This is a genomic window from Sulfuritalea sp., assembly GCF_031426875.1.
Classification (GTDB): domain Bacteria; phylum Pseudomonadota; class Gammaproteobacteria; order Burkholderiales; family Rhodocyclaceae; genus Sulfuritalea.
On sequence record NZ_JASJPC010000012.1, the window covers coordinates 93738 to 113561 of the forward strand.

General features: G+C 66.4%; 20 protein-coding genes. 6 read left to right on the top strand and 14 right to left on the bottom strand.

Going from position 1 to position 19824, the window contains the following annotated elements; translation table 11 throughout:
• Window positions 1-9 precede the first annotated feature (9 nt).
• From RMO95_RS06100 to RMO95_RS06110, 3 genes are all read right to left on the bottom strand, one after another.
• Window positions 10-1122: a hypothetical protein gene (locus RMO95_RS06100; protein ID WP_310449705.1), complete on the bottom strand. Its 1113-nt coding sequence runs from the start codon at window positions 1120-1122 to the stop codon at window positions 10-12.
• Between the two features lie 12 nt (window positions 1123-1134).
• Window positions 1135-1425 (bottom strand): DUF2249 domain-containing protein, encoded by a 291-nt coding sequence (locus RMO95_RS06105; RefSeq protein ID WP_310449706.1) that lies wholly within the window; start codon window positions 1423-1425, stop codon window positions 1135-1137.
• Between the two features lie 79 nt (window positions 1426-1504).
• Entirely contained in the window at window positions 1505-1846 is a 342-nt protein-coding gene (locus RMO95_RS06110; RefSeq protein ID WP_310449707.1) for a metal-sulfur cluster assembly factor, read from the bottom strand.
• Between the two features lie 101 nt (window positions 1847-1947).
• On the opposite strand from RMO95_RS06110, the gene RMO95_RS06115 reads away from it, so the two are divergent.
• The 4 genes from RMO95_RS06115 (at window position 1948) to RMO95_RS06130 (ending at window position 6560) form a co-directional block, all read left to right on the top strand.
• Complete coding sequence (locus tag RMO95_RS06115; protein WP_310449708.1) at window positions 1948-2382, top strand: Rrf2 family transcriptional regulator; 435 nt, start codon at window positions 1948-1950, stop codon at window positions 2380-2382.
• A 254-nt stretch (window positions 2383-2636) separates the two neighbouring features.
• The gene (locus RMO95_RS06120) at window positions 2637-3911 is read left to right on the top strand and encodes a sensor histidine kinase (protein ID WP_310449709.1); all 1275 of its coding nucleotides are present in this window, start codon (window positions 2637-2639) and stop codon (window positions 3909-3911) included.
• Complete coding sequence (locus RMO95_RS06125; protein ID WP_310449710.1) at window positions 3908-4357, top strand: response regulator; 450 nt, start codon at window positions 3908-3910, stop codon at window positions 4355-4357. The genes RMO95_RS06120 and RMO95_RS06125 overlap by 4 nt, the downstream gene beginning before the upstream one ends.
• A 64-nt stretch (window positions 4358-4421) precedes the next feature.
• Window positions 4422-6560 carry an EAL domain-containing protein gene (locus RMO95_RS06130; protein WP_310449711.1) on the top strand — a complete coding sequence of 713 codons (2139 nt, stop codon included), beginning with the start codon at window positions 4422-4424 and terminating at the stop codon, window positions 6558-6560.
• A 22-nt stretch (window positions 6561-6582) separates the two neighbouring features.
• Here RMO95_RS06130 and RMO95_RS06135 read toward each other — a convergent pair whose 3' ends face one another.
• The 4 genes from RMO95_RS06135 to RMO95_RS06150 are packed head-to-tail and all read right to left on the bottom strand — an operon-like array spanning window position 6583 to window position 13386.
• On the bottom strand, window positions 6583-8868 hold the full coding sequence (locus tag RMO95_RS06135; protein ID WP_310449712.1) for a PAS domain S-box protein: 2286 nt from the start codon (window positions 8866-8868) through the stop codon (window positions 6583-6585).
• A 6-nt stretch (window positions 8869-8874) separates the two neighbouring features.
• Window positions 8875-9324, bottom strand: coding sequence for a response regulator (locus tag RMO95_RS06140; protein ID WP_310449713.1), 450 nt, complete (start codon window positions 9322-9324; stop codon window positions 8875-8877).
• Complete coding sequence (locus tag RMO95_RS06145) at window positions 9308-11470, bottom strand: ATP-binding protein (RefSeq protein ID WP_310449714.1); 2163 nt, start codon at window positions 11468-11470, stop codon at window positions 9308-9310. Before RMO95_RS06145 ends, RMO95_RS06140 begins: the two co-directional genes overlap by 17 nt.
• The gene (locus RMO95_RS06150) at window positions 11464-13386 is read right to left on the bottom strand and encodes an ATP-binding protein (protein WP_310449715.1); all 1923 of its coding nucleotides are present in this window, start codon (window positions 13384-13386) and stop codon (window positions 11464-11466) included. The genes RMO95_RS06145 and RMO95_RS06150 overlap by 7 nt, the downstream gene beginning before the upstream one ends.
• A 191-nt stretch (window positions 13387-13577) precedes the next feature.
• On the opposite strand from RMO95_RS06150, the gene RMO95_RS06155 reads away from it, so the two are divergent.
• Complete coding sequence (locus RMO95_RS06155; RefSeq protein WP_310449716.1) at window positions 13578-13787, top strand: hypothetical protein; 210 nt, start codon at window positions 13578-13580, stop codon at window positions 13785-13787.
• Here the strand turns inward: RMO95_RS06155 and RMO95_RS06160 are convergent.
• The 3 genes from RMO95_RS06160 to RMO95_RS06170 all read right to left on the bottom strand — a co-directional run bounded on the left by RMO95_RS06160 (window position 13770) and on the right by RMO95_RS06170 (window position 14965).
• Window positions 13770-14222 carry a hypothetical protein gene (locus RMO95_RS06160; RefSeq protein ID WP_310449717.1) on the bottom strand — a complete coding sequence of 151 codons (453 nt, stop codon included), beginning with the start codon at window positions 14220-14222 and terminating at the stop codon, window positions 13770-13772. The genes RMO95_RS06155 and RMO95_RS06160 overlap by 18 nt on opposite strands.
• A gap of 120 nt (window positions 14223-14342) precedes the next feature.
• On the bottom strand, window positions 14343-14546 hold the full coding sequence (locus RMO95_RS06165) for a hypothetical protein (protein WP_310449718.1): 204 nt from the start codon (window positions 14544-14546) through the stop codon (window positions 14343-14345).
• An 8-nt stretch (window positions 14547-14554) separates the two neighbouring features.
• Complete coding sequence (locus tag RMO95_RS06170) at window positions 14555-14965, bottom strand: hypothetical protein (RefSeq protein ID WP_310449719.1); 411 nt, start codon at window positions 14963-14965, stop codon at window positions 14555-14557.
• A gap of 103 nt (window positions 14966-15068) precedes the next feature.
• Between RMO95_RS06170 and RMO95_RS06175 the strand changes: the two genes are divergently transcribed.
• Window positions 15069-15956, top strand: a complete 888-nt coding sequence (locus tag RMO95_RS06175; protein WP_310449720.1) for a dihydrofolate reductase family protein — start codon at window positions 15069-15071, stop codon at window positions 15954-15956.
• Between the two features lie 12 nt (window positions 15957-15968).
• Here RMO95_RS06175 and RMO95_RS06180 read toward each other — a convergent pair whose 3' ends face one another.
• From RMO95_RS06180 to RMO95_RS06195, 4 genes are read right to left on the bottom strand one after another with little or no spacing between them, the layout of a single operon-like run.
• Window positions 15969-16718 carry an MBL fold metallo-hydrolase gene (locus RMO95_RS06180; protein ID WP_310449721.1) on the bottom strand — a complete coding sequence of 250 codons (750 nt, stop codon included), beginning with the start codon at window positions 16716-16718 and terminating at the stop codon, window positions 15969-15971.
• Complete coding sequence (locus RMO95_RS06185) at window positions 16715-18046, bottom strand: sorbosone dehydrogenase family protein (protein ID WP_310449722.1); 1332 nt, start codon at window positions 18044-18046, stop codon at window positions 16715-16717. The genes RMO95_RS06180 and RMO95_RS06185 overlap by 4 nt, the downstream gene beginning before the upstream one ends.
• A 33-nt stretch (window positions 18047-18079) precedes the next feature.
• Window positions 18080-19150 carry a flavodoxin family protein gene (locus tag RMO95_RS06190; RefSeq protein WP_310449723.1) on the bottom strand — a complete coding sequence of 357 codons (1071 nt, stop codon included), beginning with the start codon at window positions 19148-19150 and terminating at the stop codon, window positions 18080-18082.
• Window positions 19151-19201: 51 nt separating this feature from the next.
• Window positions 19202-19726 (bottom strand): hypothetical protein, encoded by a 525-nt coding sequence (locus RMO95_RS06195; protein ID WP_310449724.1) that lies wholly within the window; start codon window positions 19724-19726, stop codon window positions 19202-19204.
• Between the last annotated feature and the right edge of the window lie 98 nt (window positions 19727-19824).

Genomic DNA, 19824 nt, shown 5'->3' on the forward strand with positions numbered 1-19824 from the left:
GGTGCGGCTTCAGGGCGGCGTGTGGCCGTGGGCCTGCGCCAGCGGCGCTGTGCGCCGGCCGCGCAGGACGCTGGTCAGCAGGGTGGCGACGAACAGCAGCAGGGCGATGGCGTTGATCAGGCCGCCTTCGCTGCGCAGCGCGAATTCGCCGCTGAGGCCGCCGAAAACCCGCAGCGCCAGCGAAACGTGCAGCACCAGCAGCGGCAGGTAGAAGGCCGGGTGGTAGGGAATCCTGACCCGCATCACGGCGGGAAAAATGATCGGCGCGTGGCCGAAGATCATCGAGAACACGAAGCCGAGGCCGACCGCGTGCAATGCCGCATCGCGCCAGGGATGGCCGGGCAGGAAGCCCCCACTGATCCCGAGCAGGCCGGCCAGGACCAGCCAGGCGTAGCCGGAGAGCAGGCACAGCGCGATGAAGCGGGTCAGACCCTGTTGCCGGGCATTGCGCCGCGCCAGGTCGTAGCGCAGCAGCCAGACGGCCAGCGCCAGCAGGCCGCCGGCAAACAGGCCGAGGCCGGCATCGAGGTGCCAGAAGCTGGTCGCGGCGCCGGCCAGGATGGCGCCGACGATGGCGAAGAACAGCCGTTGCGCCCGCGCCGGGGTGGGCAGGAAGCGGGTCAGTTCCAGCCGCTCGCCGGCGATCGTCAGCACCAGGAAGGCCAGCCACCAGGGTACCGCTGCGGTCAGTGCGCCGTCGCCCAGCCAGGCCAGGTTGCCGATCAGCCAGCACAGCGCGCCGATCGCCAGGATCACGGTGAAGGGCGCCACCAGGCGGCGCAGCACCTGGGCGCTGGCGGCGACCAGGGTCGCTGCCGCGGCGACTGCCAACAGCTGCGTCAGCAACAGTGGCGCGCCGGCCAGCAGGGCGACGCCGCCGATGCCGGCCGCGGCCGGCGCCAGGTAGGCCCAGCCGCGGCCCAGCGCCACGGCCCGTTCGAGGCTGATCACGGTGCCGAGAAAGGCGGAAATCATCAGCGCCCCGTGCCAGCCGGCGGCACCTGCCGCCACCGACGGCATGTGCCAGTCCAGCCGCGCCAGGCCGGCCAGCACGCCGCCGACCAGGGACAACATGCCCAGCACCAGCAGCGGCAGGCGGGCGGCGGGGCGCAGGTCGGCCATCGCCGTTGTCGGTCAGTGCGCGCAGCCGCAGCCGCCGACCGCCACCGGCGCTGCGCCGGCTGCGGGCTTGCCGATCTTCACCTGCCAGACTTCGGGGCCGGACTCCAGGTAGTCCCAGGTGAACTCGCCCTTCGATTCGGCCTGGAACTGGTAGAACAGCGGCTTCGGATCGTGGTCGTTGACCAGCAGCAGCGCCTCGCCGGCGGCGAGCGCATCGAAAGTGCCGAAAATCAGCGGGTGGCGCTCGCGCGGGGCGATGCTGCGGACATCGACGGTGGATTTGAAGTTCGGTGTGCTGCTCATGGGCTTGCTCCTGTTGAATGTTGAATGCTGCGGGTTGAGAGTGCAACGGGTGTAACGGAGGGTTGGAGGATTGCGGAATCTAGGGCTCCCAGCCGAAATGCTGCTTGGCCGCCGCATCCATCATCGCGGGCGTCCAGGGCGGTTCCCAGACCAGGCGGACATCCGTCGCGCAGTTTTGCGGCAGCGCATGGGCGAGCACGTCCTTGACCTCGTCGAGGATCATTTCGCCCATCGGGCAGGCCGGCGAGGTCATGGTCATTTCGATCAGGACGCCTTGCGGCCCGGCATCGACGCGGTACAGCAGGCCGAGGTCGACGATGTTCATGCCGATCTCGGGATCGATCACCCGGCGCAGCAGCGCCCTGATCGCGGCTTCATCGGGCACGGGCTTGGCTGTATCTATGTCGGTGTCGGTGGCCATGGTCTTTTACAAAGCAGTAAATTAAATACAGCTTAATCCTAACACCGCGCTTTTTTAAAAGCAATATAATGGATGCAGCTTATAAGCGCGGACCCGACATCATGAGACTGACCACTTTTTCAGATTACACCCTGCGCGTGCTGATGTTCCTCGCGCTCAGTCGCGAGCGGCTGGCCACCATTCCGGAGATTGCCGCGGCCTACGAGATTTCCGAGAACCATCTGATGAAGGTGGTGCATCAGCTGGCGCGCGCCGGGGTCATCGACTCGGTGCGCGGCAAGGGCGGCGGCATCCGCCTGGCGCGCCCGCCCGAGGAAATCCGCCTGGGGCAGATCGTGCGCGCCAGCGAGGGTAACGCGCCGATCGTCGAATGCCTGTCGGATGAGCCCGCAAGCTGCCGTATCGCGCCGGCCTGCCGGCTGGCGGCGGTGCTGTCGCGCGCCTTCGAGACTCTGTATGCGACGCTGGACGAATACACGCTGGCCGACCTGGTGCGCACGCCGAACCGGCTGAAGGCGATCCTCACGCGCAGCTAGCGCGATGGTTGTTCCCTTGTCGGGCGCTCTGGGGGGCGGATTGTAGGGCGGGCTTCAGCCCGCCAGCCACCTTTGGCCGACTGAAGTCGGCCCTACACGGCCCTACAGCGCGATCCATCTCTACCCGGCTGAAGCCGGCCCCACAAAAGGGCGCAGCAGACCGGCGGCGGCGATTCCACCCTGATGTGCTTGTGGTTGATATTGGCGCTCATCGGGTGCATTGTGGTTTTCATGGCAGGGTGATGGAGTGGGCCTTGAAAACGGACCTTGGCGGCGAGAAAAGCGCTATCGGTGTGGCATCGACGGCGAGCAGCAGGCCCGCCGCTGCGTTTCGCGCTGAGGCAAATCCGGGCGGTGCCGCGACGGCCGATCCGCACCTTGCCGAAATCCTCGATATCGCCGATGACGCCATCATCACGGTGAATGCCGCGCAGGCGATCACCATGTTCAACCGCGGTGCCGAGCGCATTTTCGGCTACAAGGTCGACGAGGCGCTCGGCCGGCCGCTCGAAATCCTGTTGCCGGATCGGTTCAGGAACAGCCACCACGGCTTGGTCGAGGGCTTTGCCGTGGCGCCGGATGCGGCCCGCGTCATGGCCGAGCGCCGCGAAATCTACGGTCGCCGCAAGGACGGCAGCGAGTTCCCGGCCGAAGCCTCGATCGCCAAGCTGGTGCTGGACACGGGCCTGGTGTTCACCGTCATCCTGCGCGACGTCACCGCGCGCAAGGCCGCGGAAGAGGCCTTGCAGCGCGCTCACGACGAACTGGAAATCCGCGTCAGGGAGCGCACTGCCGAATTGCGCGACTCCAACCGCCGCCTGGCGCAGCAAGCCAGGGAACTGGCCCGCTCCAATGCCGACCTGGAACAGTTTGCCTACGTCGCCTCGCACGACCTGCAGGAGCCGTTGCGCATGGTCGCCAGCTACACGCAGTTGCTGGTCAAGCGCTATCGCGGCCGCATCGACGCGGATGCCGATGACTTCCTGAACTACATCGTGGACGGCGCCCTGCGCATGCAAAGGCTGATCAACGACCTGCTGGCGTTTTCCCGCGTCGGCACGCGCGGCAGGGAACTGGAGCCGACACCTCTGGCGGCGGTGATGCAGCGTGTCCTGGCGAACCTGAAAGCCGCCATCGACGAAAGCGGTGCGGCGATTCGTGTCGATGACCTGCCCACCGTCTGGGCCGACGCGACCCAGATGGAACTCCTGCTGCAAAACCTCGTCAGTAACGGCATAAAGTTCCGCCGCGAAGCGCCGCCGATGATCCGCATCGCTGCGCTGCGCGGGGAAGGCGAATGGCAGCTTAGCGTCGCGGACCAGGGTATCGGCATCGATCCGCAATACGCCGAAAGGATATTCGTGATTTTCCAGCGGCTGCACACGGCGGCAGACTATCCGGGAACCGGCATCGGGCTGGCGATCTGCAAGCGGATAGTCGAGCGTCACGGCGGACGCATCTGGGTCAGTGCCGAAGCCGGAAGCGGTTCCAGCTTCTGCTTCACCCTTCCCGACGGAGACCCGTCATGAATCCTCGCACCCATCCGATCAGAATCCTGCTGGTCGAAGACAATCCGGGCGATGTGCGCCTGACCGTGGAAGCCTTCAAGGACGGCAAGGTGGACAACCCGATGGATGTCGTCAGGGACGGCGTCGAGGCGCTGGCCTACCTGCGCCAGGAGGGCGCCTACCGCGACCGGCCGCTGCCCGACCTGATCCTGCTCGACCTGAACCTGCCGCGCATGGACGGGCGCGAAGTCCTCGCCGCGGTGAAGGCCGACGTCCGCCTGAAACACATACCCGTGGTGGTGTTGACCACCTCGGCGGCCGAGCAGGACGTGCAGAAGTCGTATCTGCTGCAGGCCAGTTGCTTCATCACCAAACCCGTCGACTTCGGCAAGTTTGCCGAGGTGGTCAGGGGCATCGATTCCTTCTACCTGTCGATCGTAACCCTGCCGCCGCAGGTGGGGTCATGAGCGCCCCGCGGCGAACCATTGTCACCCCCTCGCCTGGCGAGGGGGCCGGGGGGAGGGTAGTCCAGTGAACCACGCGGCGAATGTCCTTCTGGTCGAGGACAATCCCGGCGATGCGCGCCTGATCCAGGAGATGCTGGCGGAAAGCAGCCAGGATCAGTTCCGCCTGTGGCGCCAGGCGGATCGCCTGTCCTCCGGACTGGACTTCCTGGACCAGGGCGATATCGGCATGGTGCTGCTGGACCTGTCCCTGCCCGACAGCCTGGGTCTCGACACGTTCAGCAGCGTGTTCGCGCGGGCGCCCCAGGTTCCGATCATCGTGCTGACCGGAACCGACGACGAAATCCTGGCCCTCAGCGCGGTCAAGACCGGCGCCCAGGACTATCTGGTCAAGGGGCATGTCGACAGCAACCTGCTGCAGCGCGCGATGCGCTACGCCATGGAACGCAAGCAGGCCGAAAAAGCCTTGCGCGCCAGCGAGGAGCGCTATGCCCTGGCAGCCGCGGGTTCCAACGACGGACTGTGGGACTGGCATCTGCTCCAGCGCCACGTGTATTTTTCGCCGCGCTGGAAAGCCATGCTCGGCTTTGCCGAGGATCAGATCGGCAGCACCGAGAACGATTGGCTGCAGCGCATCCATGCCGAAGACCTGCCTGAGTTCCGCGAGCGGCTGGGGCGTTGCGTGGCCGGGCAGAGCGACCACCTGGTGGCCGAGTATCGCATCCTGCACAAGGACGGCAGCCATCGCTGGATGCTGTGCCGCGGCATCGCCGTGCGCGATGCTCACGGCATGACCTGGCGGCTGGCCGGCTCGCAGACCGATATCCATGACCGCAAGCTCGCCGCGCAGCAACTGCTGCACGACGCACTGCACGATTCGCTGACCGGACTGCCCAATCGCGCCCTGCTGATGGAGTCCCTGCGGCGCGCTCTCGACCGGGCGCAGCGGCGTCCGCAACACATGTTCGCCGTGCTGTTCATCGATCTCGATCGCTTCAAGAACGTCAACGACAGCCTCGGGCACATGGTCGGCGACCGCTTTCTCGTCGAGTGCGGGCGGCGCCTGGCGCTGTGCTGCCGGCCCGAGGACACGCTGGCGCGGCTCGGTGGCGACGAGTTCATCCTGCTGCTGGACGATATTTCCGGCGAGTCCGATGCGATCCGCGTCGCCGAGCGGGTGCAGGCCGACCTGGAAAAGTCGCTGACCATCGACGGGCACGTCCTGTCCATGTCCGGCAGCATAGGCGTGGCCATCAGCTCGCCGCATTACACCCAGCCCGAAGAACTGCTGCGCGACGCCGATACCGCCATGTACCGCGCCAAGGCGCAGGGCAAGGCCTGTTATTCGCTATTCGATGCGGCCATGCACGCCAGGGCGGTGGCCGAATTGAAAATGGAGGCCGACTTGCGGCGGGCGGTCGAGCAGCAGGCCTTCCACCTCGAATATCAACCCGTGATCGCACTCGGCTCGGGGCAACTGGTCGGCTTCGAGGCGCTGATACGCTGGCAGCACGCCGAGCTTGGGCCGGTTTCGCCTGCCGAGTTCATTCCTTTGGCCGAGGAAACCGGCCTGATCGTGGCCATCGGGCAATGGGTGCTGTTCGAGGCCTGCCGGCAACTGGCAAGCTGGCGCAGCCTGGGGCCGGACCTGGGTCACGTCACCATCAGCGTGAATCTCTCAAGCCGGCAGCTGTTCGGCAACAACGACCTGGTAGCGCAAGTCGCGGATACGCTGCGCAGGAGCGGGCTGCCGGCGGCAAACCTGAAGCTCGAAATCACGGAAAGTATACTCATGGCCGATGTGACGGCAGCGTCCGAGAAGCTGCGGCAGCTGAAGGGCATCGGGGTGCGCATCAGCATGGATGATTTCGGCACCGGCTATTCCTCGCTCAGCTACCTGCATCGCTTTCCGGTCGATATCCTGAAGATCGACCAGTCCTTTATCCGCAACTTGGGCAAGTCGGCCGAGGCCGTGGCCATCGTGCGCGCCATCCTGAGCCTGGCGCAGTCCCTGAAAATGGACGTCATCGCGGAAGGGCCCGAAACGGCCGAAGAGGTGCAGTTGCTCAAGGACATGGGCTGCCCCCATGTCCAGGGGCACTATTTTTCCAGGCCCTTGTCCATGCCGGCGGCGACGGAAGCCTTGCGCCAGGCCGATCCGGTCTGGCGCGGGAAGCTGCCCGCCGCGGCCGGCATGGAGGACTAGCGCCGGCGCCCCCCCGCTGCCGTCAGGCAAACACATTGCCCCTGCGCATCACCCGGACGCAGGCCGCGACCACCTGCGGATCGAACTGTCCGCCGGCGCAGCTTTCGATCTCCGTGATGGCCGCGTCGAGGCCCAGCGCGGCGCGGTAGGGGCGGTGGTTCATCATGGCTTCGACGACGTCGGCCACGGCGATGATTCTCGCCTCCAGCAGGATCTCCTCGCCCTTCAGTCCGTTCGGATAGCCGCTGCCATCCATCCGCTCGTGGTGCTGGAGAATGATATTGGCGATGGGCCAGGGAAAATCGATGTCCTTGATGATGTCGTAGCCGACCTGGGAATGGGTCCTGATCAGCGAGAACTCGATGTCGCTGAGTTTCCCGGGACGGTTCAGGATCTCCGCCGGAACATAGACCTTGCCGATGTCGTGAATCACCGCGCCGCGCTGGACCCCGGCCACGACGGCGTCGGCGACCCCCATTTCGCGGGCGATCGCGGTCGCCAGCAGGCTGACCCGTTGCTGGTGCCCCGCCGTGTAGGGGTCGCGCGCCTCTATCGTCGTGGCGATGGCCTGGATCGTGTCCTCCAGGGCGTGTTCGAGCTTGAGCGCGCTGTCGCGCTGCGCGGCGCGGCCACGCACCGTGACAATGCCGAAGGCAAGGTCGGCGGCGAGTTCGGCGAGCAGGCCGAGTTCCTCCTCGCCGAACACCCCGGCCTCGGCCGCGTAGATGTTGAGCGTGCCTATCACTTGCTGATCCGCCTTGAGCGGCAGGGCGACGCTCGAACGGTAACCGAACTCCAGCGCCGGCGAACGCCATGGGGCGAAGTTGGCGTCGGTGGCGATATCGGTGGCGACCTGGACCTGGCCGCTACGCACGGCCCTGCCGGTCGGCCCCTGCCCGCGTTCGCAGTCGGCCCAGGTCAGGTGCAGGGCATTCACATAGTCGGCGGCGCGCTCGCCGAACTGCGCCACCGGCCTGACGGACCTGGCGGCGTCGTGTTCGACATAGGCCACCCAGGCCATCGGGAAACCGCCCGCCTCGACCACGACTCGGCACATGTCTTCCAGCAGGGTCATTTCCTCGGTGGCATGGACCAGGGTTTCATTGCAGCGGCTGAGGGTGCGCAGGAAGCGGTTGCTGCGCTGGATCGCGCGCTCGGCGGCCTTGCGTGCCGTGATGTCGCGCGCGATCGTCGACACGCCGCTGATCGTTCCCGATGAGTCGCGGATCGGCGACAGCGACAGCGATACCTCGATCAGGCGGCCATCGCTGCGGATGCGCACGGTTTCGTAATGCGCGACGCTCTTGCCGCTCCTGACCGCGTCGAGCAGATCGACCACCTCCTGCTGACGATCGTCCGGCGCCAGTTGATTCACCTGCTTGCCGACGATATCTGCGGCGGCGTAGCCGTACATTTTCTCGGCGCCGCTGTTCCAGGTCGTGATGCGCCCGTCCGCCGCCTTGCCGATGATGGCGTCTTCCGAGGATTCGACGATGGCGGCCAGTTCGCGGCGCAATGCCTCGGCTCGGTGGCGTTCGGAAATGTCGCGCACGATGCCCGTGGCGTGCCAGTGCCCGTCGATCGCCACCGAGGAAATCGACAATTCGACCGGAAACTCTTCGCCGTTCTTGCGCTGGCCTGACATTTCCAGGGTGTGACCGACCACCGGCCCCTGGCCGGTTTCGCAGAAGCGGTCCCAGCCCTGCTGTATGGCCTGCCGGTAGCGCGCCGGCGCCAGCAGTCGATGCAGGTTGCGGCCGACGGCTTCCGCCGCGCTGTAACCGAACATGCGTTCCGCCGCAGGGTTCCAGTAGGTGATCGACTCGCCCTGGTCGACCGTGATCAGGCCGTCCTGCGCCGATTCGGCGATTTTGCGAAAACGCTCCTCGCTCGCCGCCAGCTCGGCCTCGGCGCGGCGGCGCAGGCGGCGCTCCGCCGCTTCCTGCAAGGCCCGGCTGACCGCCGGCGCGAGCTTGCCGAGGCGGTCCTTGATGACATAGTCCGCCGCGCCCTGATGCAGGGTCTCGATGGCGAATTCCTCGCCCATGGCGCCGGAGACGAAAATGAACGGCACGTCCGGCGCCTGATCCACCGCGATGGCCAGCGCTTCCAGGCCGTCGAAGGCCGGCAGCCGATAGTCGGCGAGGACGATGTCGGGGCGGAAATCCTTCAGCGCCGCGACGAACGCATCCCGGGTTTCCACCCGCAAGGGCGAGAACTCGATGCCGGCCTTGTGCAGTGCGCGCGTCGCCAACTCGGCGTCGATCGGTTCGTCTTCCAGCAGCAGAATTTTCAGTCCTTCTGTCATTGCGGCTCACTCGTTGGGAATCTTGTTCAGCAGCAGCCAGTAAAGGCCCAGTTCGCCCACCACCTTGACGAACTCGTCGAAGGCCACGGGCTTGGTGATGTAGCTGTTGACGCCGAGCCGGTAGCACTCCTCGATGTCGACGTCCTCCTTCGAGGAAGTCAGCACCACCACCGGAATCGTCCGCGTGCGCTCGTCGTTCTTCAGCCGCCGCAGCACCTCGACGCCGCTGATGCGCGGCAGGCGCAGATCGAGCAGGACCACCCTGGGCTGTTGGGCCGTGTCGCGTTCGGCGTAGGCACCGGTGGCGAACAGGAAATCGAGTGCCTCGGCACCGTCCTTGACCCAGACCAGGTTATTCACCAGACAGCTCTTCTTCAGGGCGCGGATGGTCAGTTCGGCGTCGGCTGCCGTGTCCTCGACCAGCAGGATTTCCACTTCGTCATTGCGTTGAGTCATTTGCGACCTCTCTTGCCGGCAAGGTAAAACTGATGGTGGCACCGACGTCGCCCCGGCCTTCGGCCCAGACGCGGCCGCCATGGCGGCCGACGATGCGCCTGACCATCGCCAGGCCGGTGCCGCTGCCTTCGAACTGTCCCACCGGATGCACGCGCTCGAAGACCTGGAACAGCTTATCTACGTATTGCATGTCGAAGCCCACGCCATTGTCCTTGACATAGTAGAGGACCTGATCGCCCTCGATCTTGCCGCCGACTTCGATCACCGCCTGTGGCCGCGGCTGGGTGAACTTGACCGCATTCGAGAGCAGGTTCGTCAGCAGGCGGCGGATCATGGTGCGGTCGCCCCACAGCGGCGGCGGATTCTTCAGCACCAGCTGCAGCTCGCGGTCGGGCACCGAGGCCCGCAGTTCCCTGAAAATTTCCAGGACCAGTTGCGCGACGTCCACCGGCCCGAAATTCATCGGCCGTCGACCGAGGCGCAGAAACTCGAGCAATTCATCGATCAAACGGCCCATGCGCACGGTATTGACCTGGACCACGTCGAGCAGACGCAGACCTTCGCTGTCGAGAGTGGCGGCATGTTCATCGACCAGGATGCGGGCGAATCCGGCAATCGCACGCAAGGGTGTGCGCAAATCGTGGGAAATCGAGTACGAAAAGTCCTCGAGCTCCTTGTTGGCGGCCTCCAGCTCGGCAGTGCGCCTCGCCACGCGCTGTTCGAGCTCGGCGTTCAACTGACGCACCGTGGCCTCGGCCTGGACGCGTTCGGTGATGTCCCGGTTGTTGGCGCGGCGCCCCATGAACTTGCCGTCGCACCCGAACACGGCCCGGCAGCCGTGGCCGATCCAGCGGACCTCACCGTCGCGGCGCACGATGCGGAAATCCACCCCGGCTTCGTCCTGGGCGGCGATGTCGCTCCGATGGCCGGCCATCAGGTGAGCATCATCGGGATGGATGATTCGGTAGAGCAGATCCGGCTGCGCCAGGAACTCGGCCGGGGAATATCCCGTCACCCGCTCGCACGAGGGCGACATGAACAGTATTTCCCCGCCCGGGCCTTCCCAGTATTCCCAGTCGTAGGTGTAGTCGGCGACGGTATGGAATTTTTCCTCCTCGCGCGCCAGTTCCAGCGTGGCGGCCTGGTGGTGTTTCCAGTTGCGGTAGATCAGCCAGGACGAAATCAGCGTCGTCAGGAAAAACAGCGCGACCATCGCCGCGGTGTTGGTCGCCTGATTCCGCCACTGCGCCATGTATTCGTCGGTGGACCTGCCGACGACGACATAGAGGGGGAAACCGGCGACGCGGCGCACGGCAAATTTCCGTTCGACGCCATCGACCGTGTGCGCCGAAATATAGCTGCCGGCATCCCTGCCGGCCTGGATCAGTGCCTCCAATTCCGGCATGGCGAGCTTTCTACCTGCGACCTGGTCGATGTTCGCGGGAACCGGCGAGAGCGCGAAAATCCTCAGATCCTTGTCGCGCAGGGTGGTTGATCCGCGCCGGCCGACATCGATGGCGGCAAGCGTGTTGGCCAGGTGATCCAGCGAAAGATTGGCATAGACCACGCCGCCGAAGGATCCGTCCGGCAGATCGAAGGCGCGCGACAGGGGCACTGCCCAGCGTTGGTCGAGGCGCGTCAATGCCGGGCTGGCAATCACCAGTCCGGTTCCCGGATTGTCGCGCTGGCGGACGAAGTGCTCGCGGTCCGCATTGCCGTGCCGGGCCGTCGGGTTTACTCCGGTTCCATGCGTGATAATGCCGTCGGCATCGGTCGTGCGCAGGCTGAAAATCTCGGGCAGGCGCCCCTGCTGTCGCGCCAGGAAGGCATTCAGCGCCGGGCCGTCGATGCCGCCTGCGGCTAGCTGGCGTTGCACTTCGTCAACCGCAGAAAGCAGTGCCAGGTCGATTCTGTCGATGTCGCCGGCGATGCCCTGCGCCAGCAGGTCCGACAGGTTCTGCGCGGTGAGCTCGGCCCGCTGCTGCGACTCCGCATGACTTTCATAGAGCGAAGCGGCCACGACGCCGAACACCAGCAGGTTGATCAGTGCAAATCCCGCCTGCATCCACTTGACGAAGGCGGCGGACGATATTGCGCGGTCGGCAAGGCGCGGTCTGCCCTTGGCCGATATTGTCGGCGTCACCATGGTCGCGCCGGCTGCTCCGGTGCCTTGCCGCGCGGCAAGGTGAAATGGATCGCCGCACCTTCATTGACCCGGCCTTCGGCCCAGACCCGTCCGCCGTGGCGGGCGACGACGCGCTTGACGATGGCCAGGCCGATGCCGGTCCCCTCGAACTGTTCCGTGCTGTGCAGGCGCTGGAAGGCGCCGAACAGCTTGTCGACGTATTGCATGTCGAAGCCGACGCCGTTGTCGCGCACCCAGTAGTGGTTTTCATCGCTGCCGCTCGCGTTGTCGCCGGCGATTTCGATCAGGGCCTCCGGGCGCGGCGCGGTGAATTTGATCGCGTTCGCAATCAGGTTCGTCAGCACCTGCCGGATCATCGCCCGATCGCCGCGCGCCCTGGGCAGTTCGCCGAGCTTCAGCAGCAGTCGGCGTTCGGGAACCGCGGCCTGCTGCTCGTCGAAAACCGATTGCGCCAGCAGCGCCAGGTCGAAGTCGCTGAAGCCCATGTCGCGGCGGCTCATGCGCGAGAAGCTCAGTATGTCGTCGATCAGCTGGCCCATGCGCTGGCTGTTCTCGCGCACCACGCCGAGCAGGCGCCGGGCTTCGTCATCGAGCGTGTGTTCGTAATCCTCGACCAGGATGCGCGAGAAGCCGTCGATGGCGCGCAAGGGCGCCCGCAGGTCGTGCGAGACGGAAAAGGCGAAGGCCTCAAGTTCCTTGTTGGCGGCTTCCAGTTGAGTGGTGCGCGCCGCGACCCGCTGCTCCAGTTCCTGGTTGAGGGCGCGGACCTGCTCTTCGGCGCGCTGGCGCTCGGTGATGTCATGCACCGTGCCCAGCGAGCGTATCGGCCTGCCGTCCGTCGCATAGTGGGTCTCGCATTTTTCATTGACGTACTTGACGCGGCCGTCCTGCATCAGCAGGCGATGCACGATGTCATAGGGTTGCCGGTTGGCCACGGACTCGGTGAAGGACTGATTGACCATCGCCCGGTCGTCGGGATGGACTGCTGCGAGAAAGGCTTCATAGGAGGCGCCGAATTTCGCCGGGTCGATTTCGAATATCCGAAATATCTCCGGCGACCTGGTCAGCACGTTGCCGACCAGGTCGAGTTCCCAATTGCCCAGATGGGCGATGCGCTGGGCTTCCGCCAGGCTGGATTCGCTGTGGCGCAGGACGTCTTCCGCCGCCTCGCGTTCGAGTTCGCGCCGATGGCTGCGTATCGCCACCAGGCCGATCGCCAGCAGGCCGATCAGCCAGCCGGCGGAATGGCTGACCAGCAGATGCCGTTTGGTCTGGCTGGCGGCCTCGTAGAAGGGTTCCAGGGACAGCGAGACGACGATTCCGCCGCGCACTTCACCGACTTTGTAGCCCTGGTGGCCGTGACATTTCAGGCAGCCCTGCACGGTGTAGATGGGCTTCATCACGCGCAGGTGCGGCACGCCGCCGAGCTTATCGACCGCCGACACCTCCTGCGCGCCCGCTTCGAAGCGCAGCAGTGCCGCGTGTTCCCATTGATCCGGCGTGTTGATGGGATTGAGCGGGCGCAAGCTGACGATGCGCCCTTTTTCGCCGAACGGCCCGGCGAAATGCGTCTGCACTTGGCGCAGCATGTAGGCCGGATTCATCAGCGTCAGCTTTATGCCGGTGGTCGTCACCACGTCGCGATCCGGCGTGCCCGCAAGGTAGGGATTGGGCGGCGTCTTCTCGGTCGGCGGCACATACACCCCGCCATGGGACGTGGCCCAGGCGCGGAAGGCCAGATCCTTGCCGATATACGCGGAGGCCTCGTGGTGGGCGATTTCGAGCACCTGGCGGTCGCTGTCCTGCAGGTACCAGGCTATCGACCCGGCCGAAATCGCCATCCAGGCGACCGCGGCGAACAGCGCATAGTGAATTACGGCGGACGAGCGAAAAATATCCCACCGATGTTTATTCATTGCCTTGTTTCCGTGGCCGATTGGAATCAAAACCATACACTTATTGTGGTCTTGAGAGGGCTGTCAATCGCGGAGTTTTGATCTAGCGCAAAGCCGCCGGGCAGCCGCGGCAAGCGGCATCCGGCGCAGGGGGCGGCAAACGCGGTTTCGCGTGCTATGCTTTTTCGGATATCAATCCTGCAGGACGAATCATGGCCGGCTCATGGGGTTGCCCACACGAAACCGACGACCTGTGCTCGAAGGTCAATCACCTGCGTTGCGACCCGGGCATGAAGGGCTGTGTGCTGCATGGCCGCTTCGTTTTCGCCAACGACGACAAGAACCAAAGGCTCAGGCAGAAGCAGGGCCGGGAAGCGGCGCCGGGTGGTGCCGGTGCCGACGACTCATCGACGGCAGACTGAGGCACAGCCGTGGCCGGTGCCGCCGGGACCGGCGTAGCACGGCCCGCCCGGTCCGGCATAGCAGGCGCCGCCGGGCCCTGCGTAGGCAGGCCCCGTAGGTCCAGCGTGGGCCGGCCCGCCGGGCGCGGAATCCGCCGGTCCGCCCGGTCCGGCATAGGCCGCTCCACCGGGACCGGCATAGCGCGGGCCGCCCTGTCCGGCGTAAAGAGGGCCGCCCGGTCCGGCATAGCGCGGGCCGCCCTGTCCGGCATAGCAGGGGCCTTCATGGCCGGCGGAAGCTGGTCCGCCGGGTCCGGAGTAGGCCGCTCCGCCCAATCCGGAATCGCAGGCGCCGCCCTGGCCGGTGTAGCCCCTGCAATCGCAGGGGTCCATCGCCAGGGCCGGCGGCAACCAGGCCAGGGCGAACAGCAGTAGTGCGGCGGAGATCGGTTTCATGGGTTTTCGGTCCGGGTTGTCTGGTTGAACTGCGGGTCTCTGGTCGAAAGTTGGCGCTGGCGATACGGCGTTGCAGGCGCCCATCGACGACCGGGCCATGGCGACCGCCGGTCGGATCGATCAGCGCGGAAGGGTCACGACGGCGGCGATGACGGCGGCGATCAGGAGCAGGACGGGAGGGCTCAGTATCGGCTTTTTGGGCACGACGACGCCGCGCAGTTTCTCGACATTTCCGCCTATCCCCATGATGCGCACGTAGAGCTCGGCAACAGTGCCGACAATGAGCAGGAGTGCCACGTAGAAGATGATCGTGCGGGTGTCCATTTCGGGGCCTAGACAGCGCTGAGCGCCTGCTCCAGGGATACTAAGTAATTCACCCGGAGCGGATTGACCTTGATCAGTGCTCTCCCGTCGTGGGCGACGAGTGTGACGAGTTTGAGGCTCATTGGCATTTCCTTCGGCGACTGGCCGGCAACCCGAAAGGGAAGCAGTCCAATCCGCAGGCTACCCGCAATGGCGTGCTCGATATGTCTGCTGTCGAACATATCGACTCGCCGGATGACCGGGTAATTCGCCCGGTAATCGGCCAGGCAAGATTCATCGGATGGCGCGCCGCCTTCAGGCACCGATCCGGCGCCGGCTTTGCGTCCGGACCGGGGTGCGGCAACGTACAGTGCCCGCGCCCCGCGACGCGTAGTGTCGAATCCGTGAACGGCGGTGCCCTCGGCATCCGATGCGCTCACGCGACCTATGGAGACAATCTCATGAACAGCATCATTTACATCGTTGGCCTGGTCGTCGTCGTCCTGGCGGTCCTGTCCTTTTTCGGACTGCGCTGAGGCCTCGTTGCCCCGGCCTGCCACCGCGGTGCCCGCGCCGCTGACGACGCTGCTGGCAACCCGGTGCGGCCAGCGGGTGGCGCTGCCGCCCAGGCTGGAACGCCTTTACGGCAGCCTGCGCGTCCCGTCGCAGCGTGGGCGCCCCTGCGTCTTCAGCAATTTTGTAACGACGCTCGATGGCGTCGTCTCGCTCAATGAAACGGGCCACGCCAGCGGCGGCGACATCAGCGGCTTCAACGCCCAGGACCGCATGGTGATGGGTCTGTTGCGCGCCCTGGCCGATGTGGTGATCATCGGCGCCGGCACGCTGGGTGCCGACAGTCGGCACCTGTGGACCGCCGCGGCGATCTTTCCCAGCCTTGCAGAAGACTACCGGCAACTCAGCGCGGCGCTGGGCAGCAGCGAGACACCACTGCATGTCATCGTCAGCGGCAGCGGAACGCTGGACTTGGGCCTGCCCGTATTCGCTGCGGGCAAGGTGCAGGCCCTGATCCTGACCACGACCGCGGGTGCGAAGCACTTGCTGCGGCAGGCTGTGCCCGCTTCGGTGGAGATCCGCGCGATCCGCACGATCCGCACGCCGGGTCGCAGCGGGCGCGCGATCCCGGCGCCGGCGATTCTCGACGCGGTATGCCGGGTGCGCCCCGCCCGACGGATTCTGGTCGAGGGCGGGCCGCGCCTGCTCGGCGACTTCTACGCCGCGCGCCTGATCGACGAACAGTTCCTCACGCTCGCGCCGCAGATTGCCGGGCGCGCTGCCGATGACCGGCGGCTCAGCCTGGTCATGGGCCGCACCTTCGCGCCGGACGACGCGCTGTGGGGCCGCCTCACCGACCTGCGCCGCGGCGGCAGCCACCTGTATCTGCGCTACTCGTTCCCGGGTGTACCCGCCTGACGCGGGCGGAAGTCAGCCCTGCGGGCTCGACGTCATCTGCCGGCAGTACTTTTCCAGCTCATCGGGCAGCTCGCCGGGGCAGACGCCGCAGAGCCGGTTGCCGGGCACGGCATAGTCGATGAAATCGGGATAGGGCAGTTTCAGGTCGGCCATCAGCTTTCTGAACCCTTCCAGGCTGCGCTCGCCGCCGAGCCGCGCATTGCCCTGCCTTTCCTGCGCGATGGAGGAAACGTGGCGGCCCTTGTAGTCGTGTGCCGGATACACCAGGATCTCGTCGGCCAGCACGAAGAGTTTCTCGTGCACGCTGCGGTACAGGGCATCGGCATCGCCGTCCTGGAAGTCGGTACGGCCGCAGCCGTCGATCAGCAGCGCATCGCCGGTGAACACGCGGTCGGCGGCCAGGTAGCAAAAGTGGCCGGCGGTGTGTCCCGGCGTGTGCAAGGGCTGCAGTTCGATGCCGCCGAATTGCAACGGTTTGCCCGCTTCGATGCCGAGGTCGGCGCAGGGCAGACGGTCGCAGGCCGGCGCGGCGATCCGGCTGCCACTGCGCTTTTTCAGTTCCAGCGCGGCCGTGATGTGGTCGGCGTGGATGTGGGTTTCCACGGTGAAGGCCAGGCGCAGCCCGAGGCGGCCGAGTTCGGCCAGGTCGCGCTCGACGGCGACGATGACCGGATCGATCAATACCGCCTGGCCGGTTTCGCTGCAGCCGAGCAGGTAGGTATAGGTGCTGGACAGCGGCTCGAACAACTGGCGGAAAATCATGGTTTGCGTCCATCCGGCTCGGCAGCGCTGACGCGCCAGACCACGTTGCCGACGTCGTCGGCGACCAGCAGGGCGCCGTGGCGGTCGATGGCGACGCCGACCGGGCGGCCGTAGGCCTTGCCGTCCTCGCTGAGAAATCCGGTCAGCACATCGAGCGGCGCAGCGGCCGGCTTGCCCTTGGCGAAGGGGACGAAGATCACCTTGTAGCCGCTGTGCGGGCGGCGGTTCCAGGAGCCGTGCTGGCCGACGAACATGCCCTTGGCAAGAGCCGGCCCCAGCGCGGCGCCGGCCGCGGAGGCCAGGCCGAGCGAGGCGGTGTGCGGGCCGAGGGCGTAGTCGGGAACTATGGCGCGGGCCACCAGCTCCGGCCGTGGCGGGTTCACGCGGACGTCGACATGCTGGCCGTAGTAGCTGTAGGGCCAGCCGTAGAAGCCGCCGTCCTGCAGCGAGGTCATGTAGTCGGGCACCAGGTCACTGCCGAGCTCGTCGCGCTCATTTACCGAGGTCCACAAGGCGCCGCTGTCGGGCTCCCAGGCCATGCCGACGGGATTGCGCAGGCCAGAGGCGAAAATGCGGTGTGCGCCGCTCCTGAGGTCCACCTCCCAGACGGCGGCGCGTCCGGTTTCGACATCCATGCCGCGCTCGGCCGCATTGCTATTCGAGCCAACGCTCACGTAGAGCCGGGTGCCGTCGCGGCTCGCGATCAAGTTCTTGGTCCAGTGGTGGTTGATCGGCCCGCCCGGCAGTGCGACCAGCCGCGTGCCGGGCGCGGTGATGCGCGTTTGACCCGCCGCATACGGAAAGTGCAGCACCGCGTCGGCGTTGGCCACGTAGAGGCTGTCGCCGACCAGCGCCATGCCGAAGGGCGAATTGAGGCCGGCCAGCAGCACCGCGCGCAGATCGGCAATGCCGTCGCCATCGGTGTCGCGCAACAGCGTGATGCGGTTGGCGCTGGGCACGGCGGCGCCGGCGCGCTTCATCACCAGGCCGGCCACCCAGGCCTTGATGCCCTGGTCGGCTTCGGGCGCGGCGGGGGCATTGGTTTCGGCCACCAGCACGTCGCCGTTGGGCAGCACATACAGCCAGCGCGGATGGTCGAGGTCGCGGGCGAAGGCGGCGACGCGGGTGCCGGCTGCCGCCTGCGGCGTGACGCCGGCCGGCCAGCCGATCGCCGGCGCGATATTCACGGTTGGAATCAGCGTTTGCTGTGGCGCCGGCAGCGTCGGTTGCGGTCCGGTGCCGGCGGCGATCGGCAGCGTGGCCATTTCACCGCAGGCGCCGAGCGACAAGGTCGCCAGGGCATGCACCAGCAGAAATTTCCTGTTCATGAACCTTGTCCTCCACGGCCGGCAGCCAGACACTTACTTGCGCCGCGGCCGCGAAACAACAGGCTGTACCGCCTGCAGCCGGCCGGCACGCAATTCGACCACGGCTTGGGCCACCGCGCGCGCCACATTGCGAGCTTCTTCCTGCACCGCCGGGTCGTGGTCCAGCGCCTCGTGGCTGCTGGCATAGGGTTCGTAGTAGCCGATGTAGCGGTCCAGCCGCGCCGGCGCGCCGGCGTCGATGAAGCCCATCCAGTCGAGCCAGTCGGACAGGGCGCGGCGCGAGTCTTCGACCCCGGCCACGTCGCCGTGCACGATCAGGCCGTAGGCGCGTCCCGCCAGATGCTGCGGGTAGTCCCAGCCGGCCAGTTCGAGTTGCTTGGCCATGGCGGCCTTCTTGCCGCCGGTCGAGGTCGGGTCCGGGTTGCCGCCATCGGCGCAGACCAGGCGGTCGATCATCAGTTTCAGCGGGCTGGGGCTCTGGTACCAGTACACGGGCGAGACGATGATCACCGCGTGCGCTGCCGTCCAGCGTTCGTAGATCTCCGCCATCCAGTCGTTGGTCTGGTTCAGCGCGTGGTTGGGGTAGCAACTGCAGGGCCAGTGGCACAGCGGCATCGCGGTCGACACGCAGCCCTTGCAGGGGTGGATCTTGCGTCCGTAGTCGGAGGTGAGCAGGCTCAGGTCGAGCACATCCGTTTCGATCGCGGCCTGCTCCAGTGTTTCGCGGGCGAGGCCCAGCAGGCGGAAGGTTTTCGAGATCTCGCCCGGACAGGTGCCGTCGTTGCGCGCCGAGCCGCAGATCAGCAGCACCCGCGAGGGCGACAGCGGATCGGCCCAGCGCAATTGCGCAGCGTCGATGTGCTGTTTGGTCGCAAGCCACTCGGTCGACAATTCGTAGTCGGGATCGGCATGGCCCGGCCCGGCCTTCTGCGTGAAAGGCGCCTTACGGCCTTCGCGGTAGGCCTGCCAGGCAATTTCTTCGAGCCGCGCAAGGGATGGGTCTTCGGCACGGAAGGCCGGATCGACGAAGGAGGCGCGAAAGCGCAGGCCGAACTCGGCGCGTAGCAGCGGTGCCGGCGCCTGGCCGCGGCGAATCTCAATCACGGCGATTCCAGCGTGCGCCGGGCATCGCCTGCCGGGTGGGTTGGTTCATGCTCACGCCATGCTGACGTCTTTGGCCGCGCCGACCGCTGCCTCGATGACTTCGCGCGCGCTGGAGGTTTCCTGTTCGGTCAGGGTTTCCGCGACCAGTACCACCTGGCCGCTGGCGATCGCATCGCGGACCAGGTCCGAAAACCAGCCGTCCTTGTGCTTGACGCCGGTCTGGGCTCCCGCTGCGGCGCCGATCAGGCCGCCGAGGCTGGCACCCCAGCCGAGCATGACCAACGGGGCCACCAGCGGGCTGGCAATGAACAGGCTCAGGCTGCCGGCGACGATCGCCACCTGGGCCAGGGCGCCGATGCCGGTGCCAACGGCGGCGCCGACGGCGCCGTCGACCAGGACATTGGTCAGCACTTCGTTGTCGGTCGATCCCGGTGCCGGGGCAGGCGGTACGGACTCGGCATCCAGCAGATTCAGCCGGGTGCGCGGCAAGCCGAGTTCGACCAGCCGGGCAAGCGCAGTGTCGGCTTCTTCGCGGTGGGCGAAAAAGCCCGATACATGGTGGCGGTAGGGGTTCATGGCGTTTCTCCTGGGGTTGGCTCGTGGGGGACGATGCTCAACGCTACGCGCCGCAGCGCATAGCCTCTGTGCGCCATCGCACGGACGCCTCGGGTACA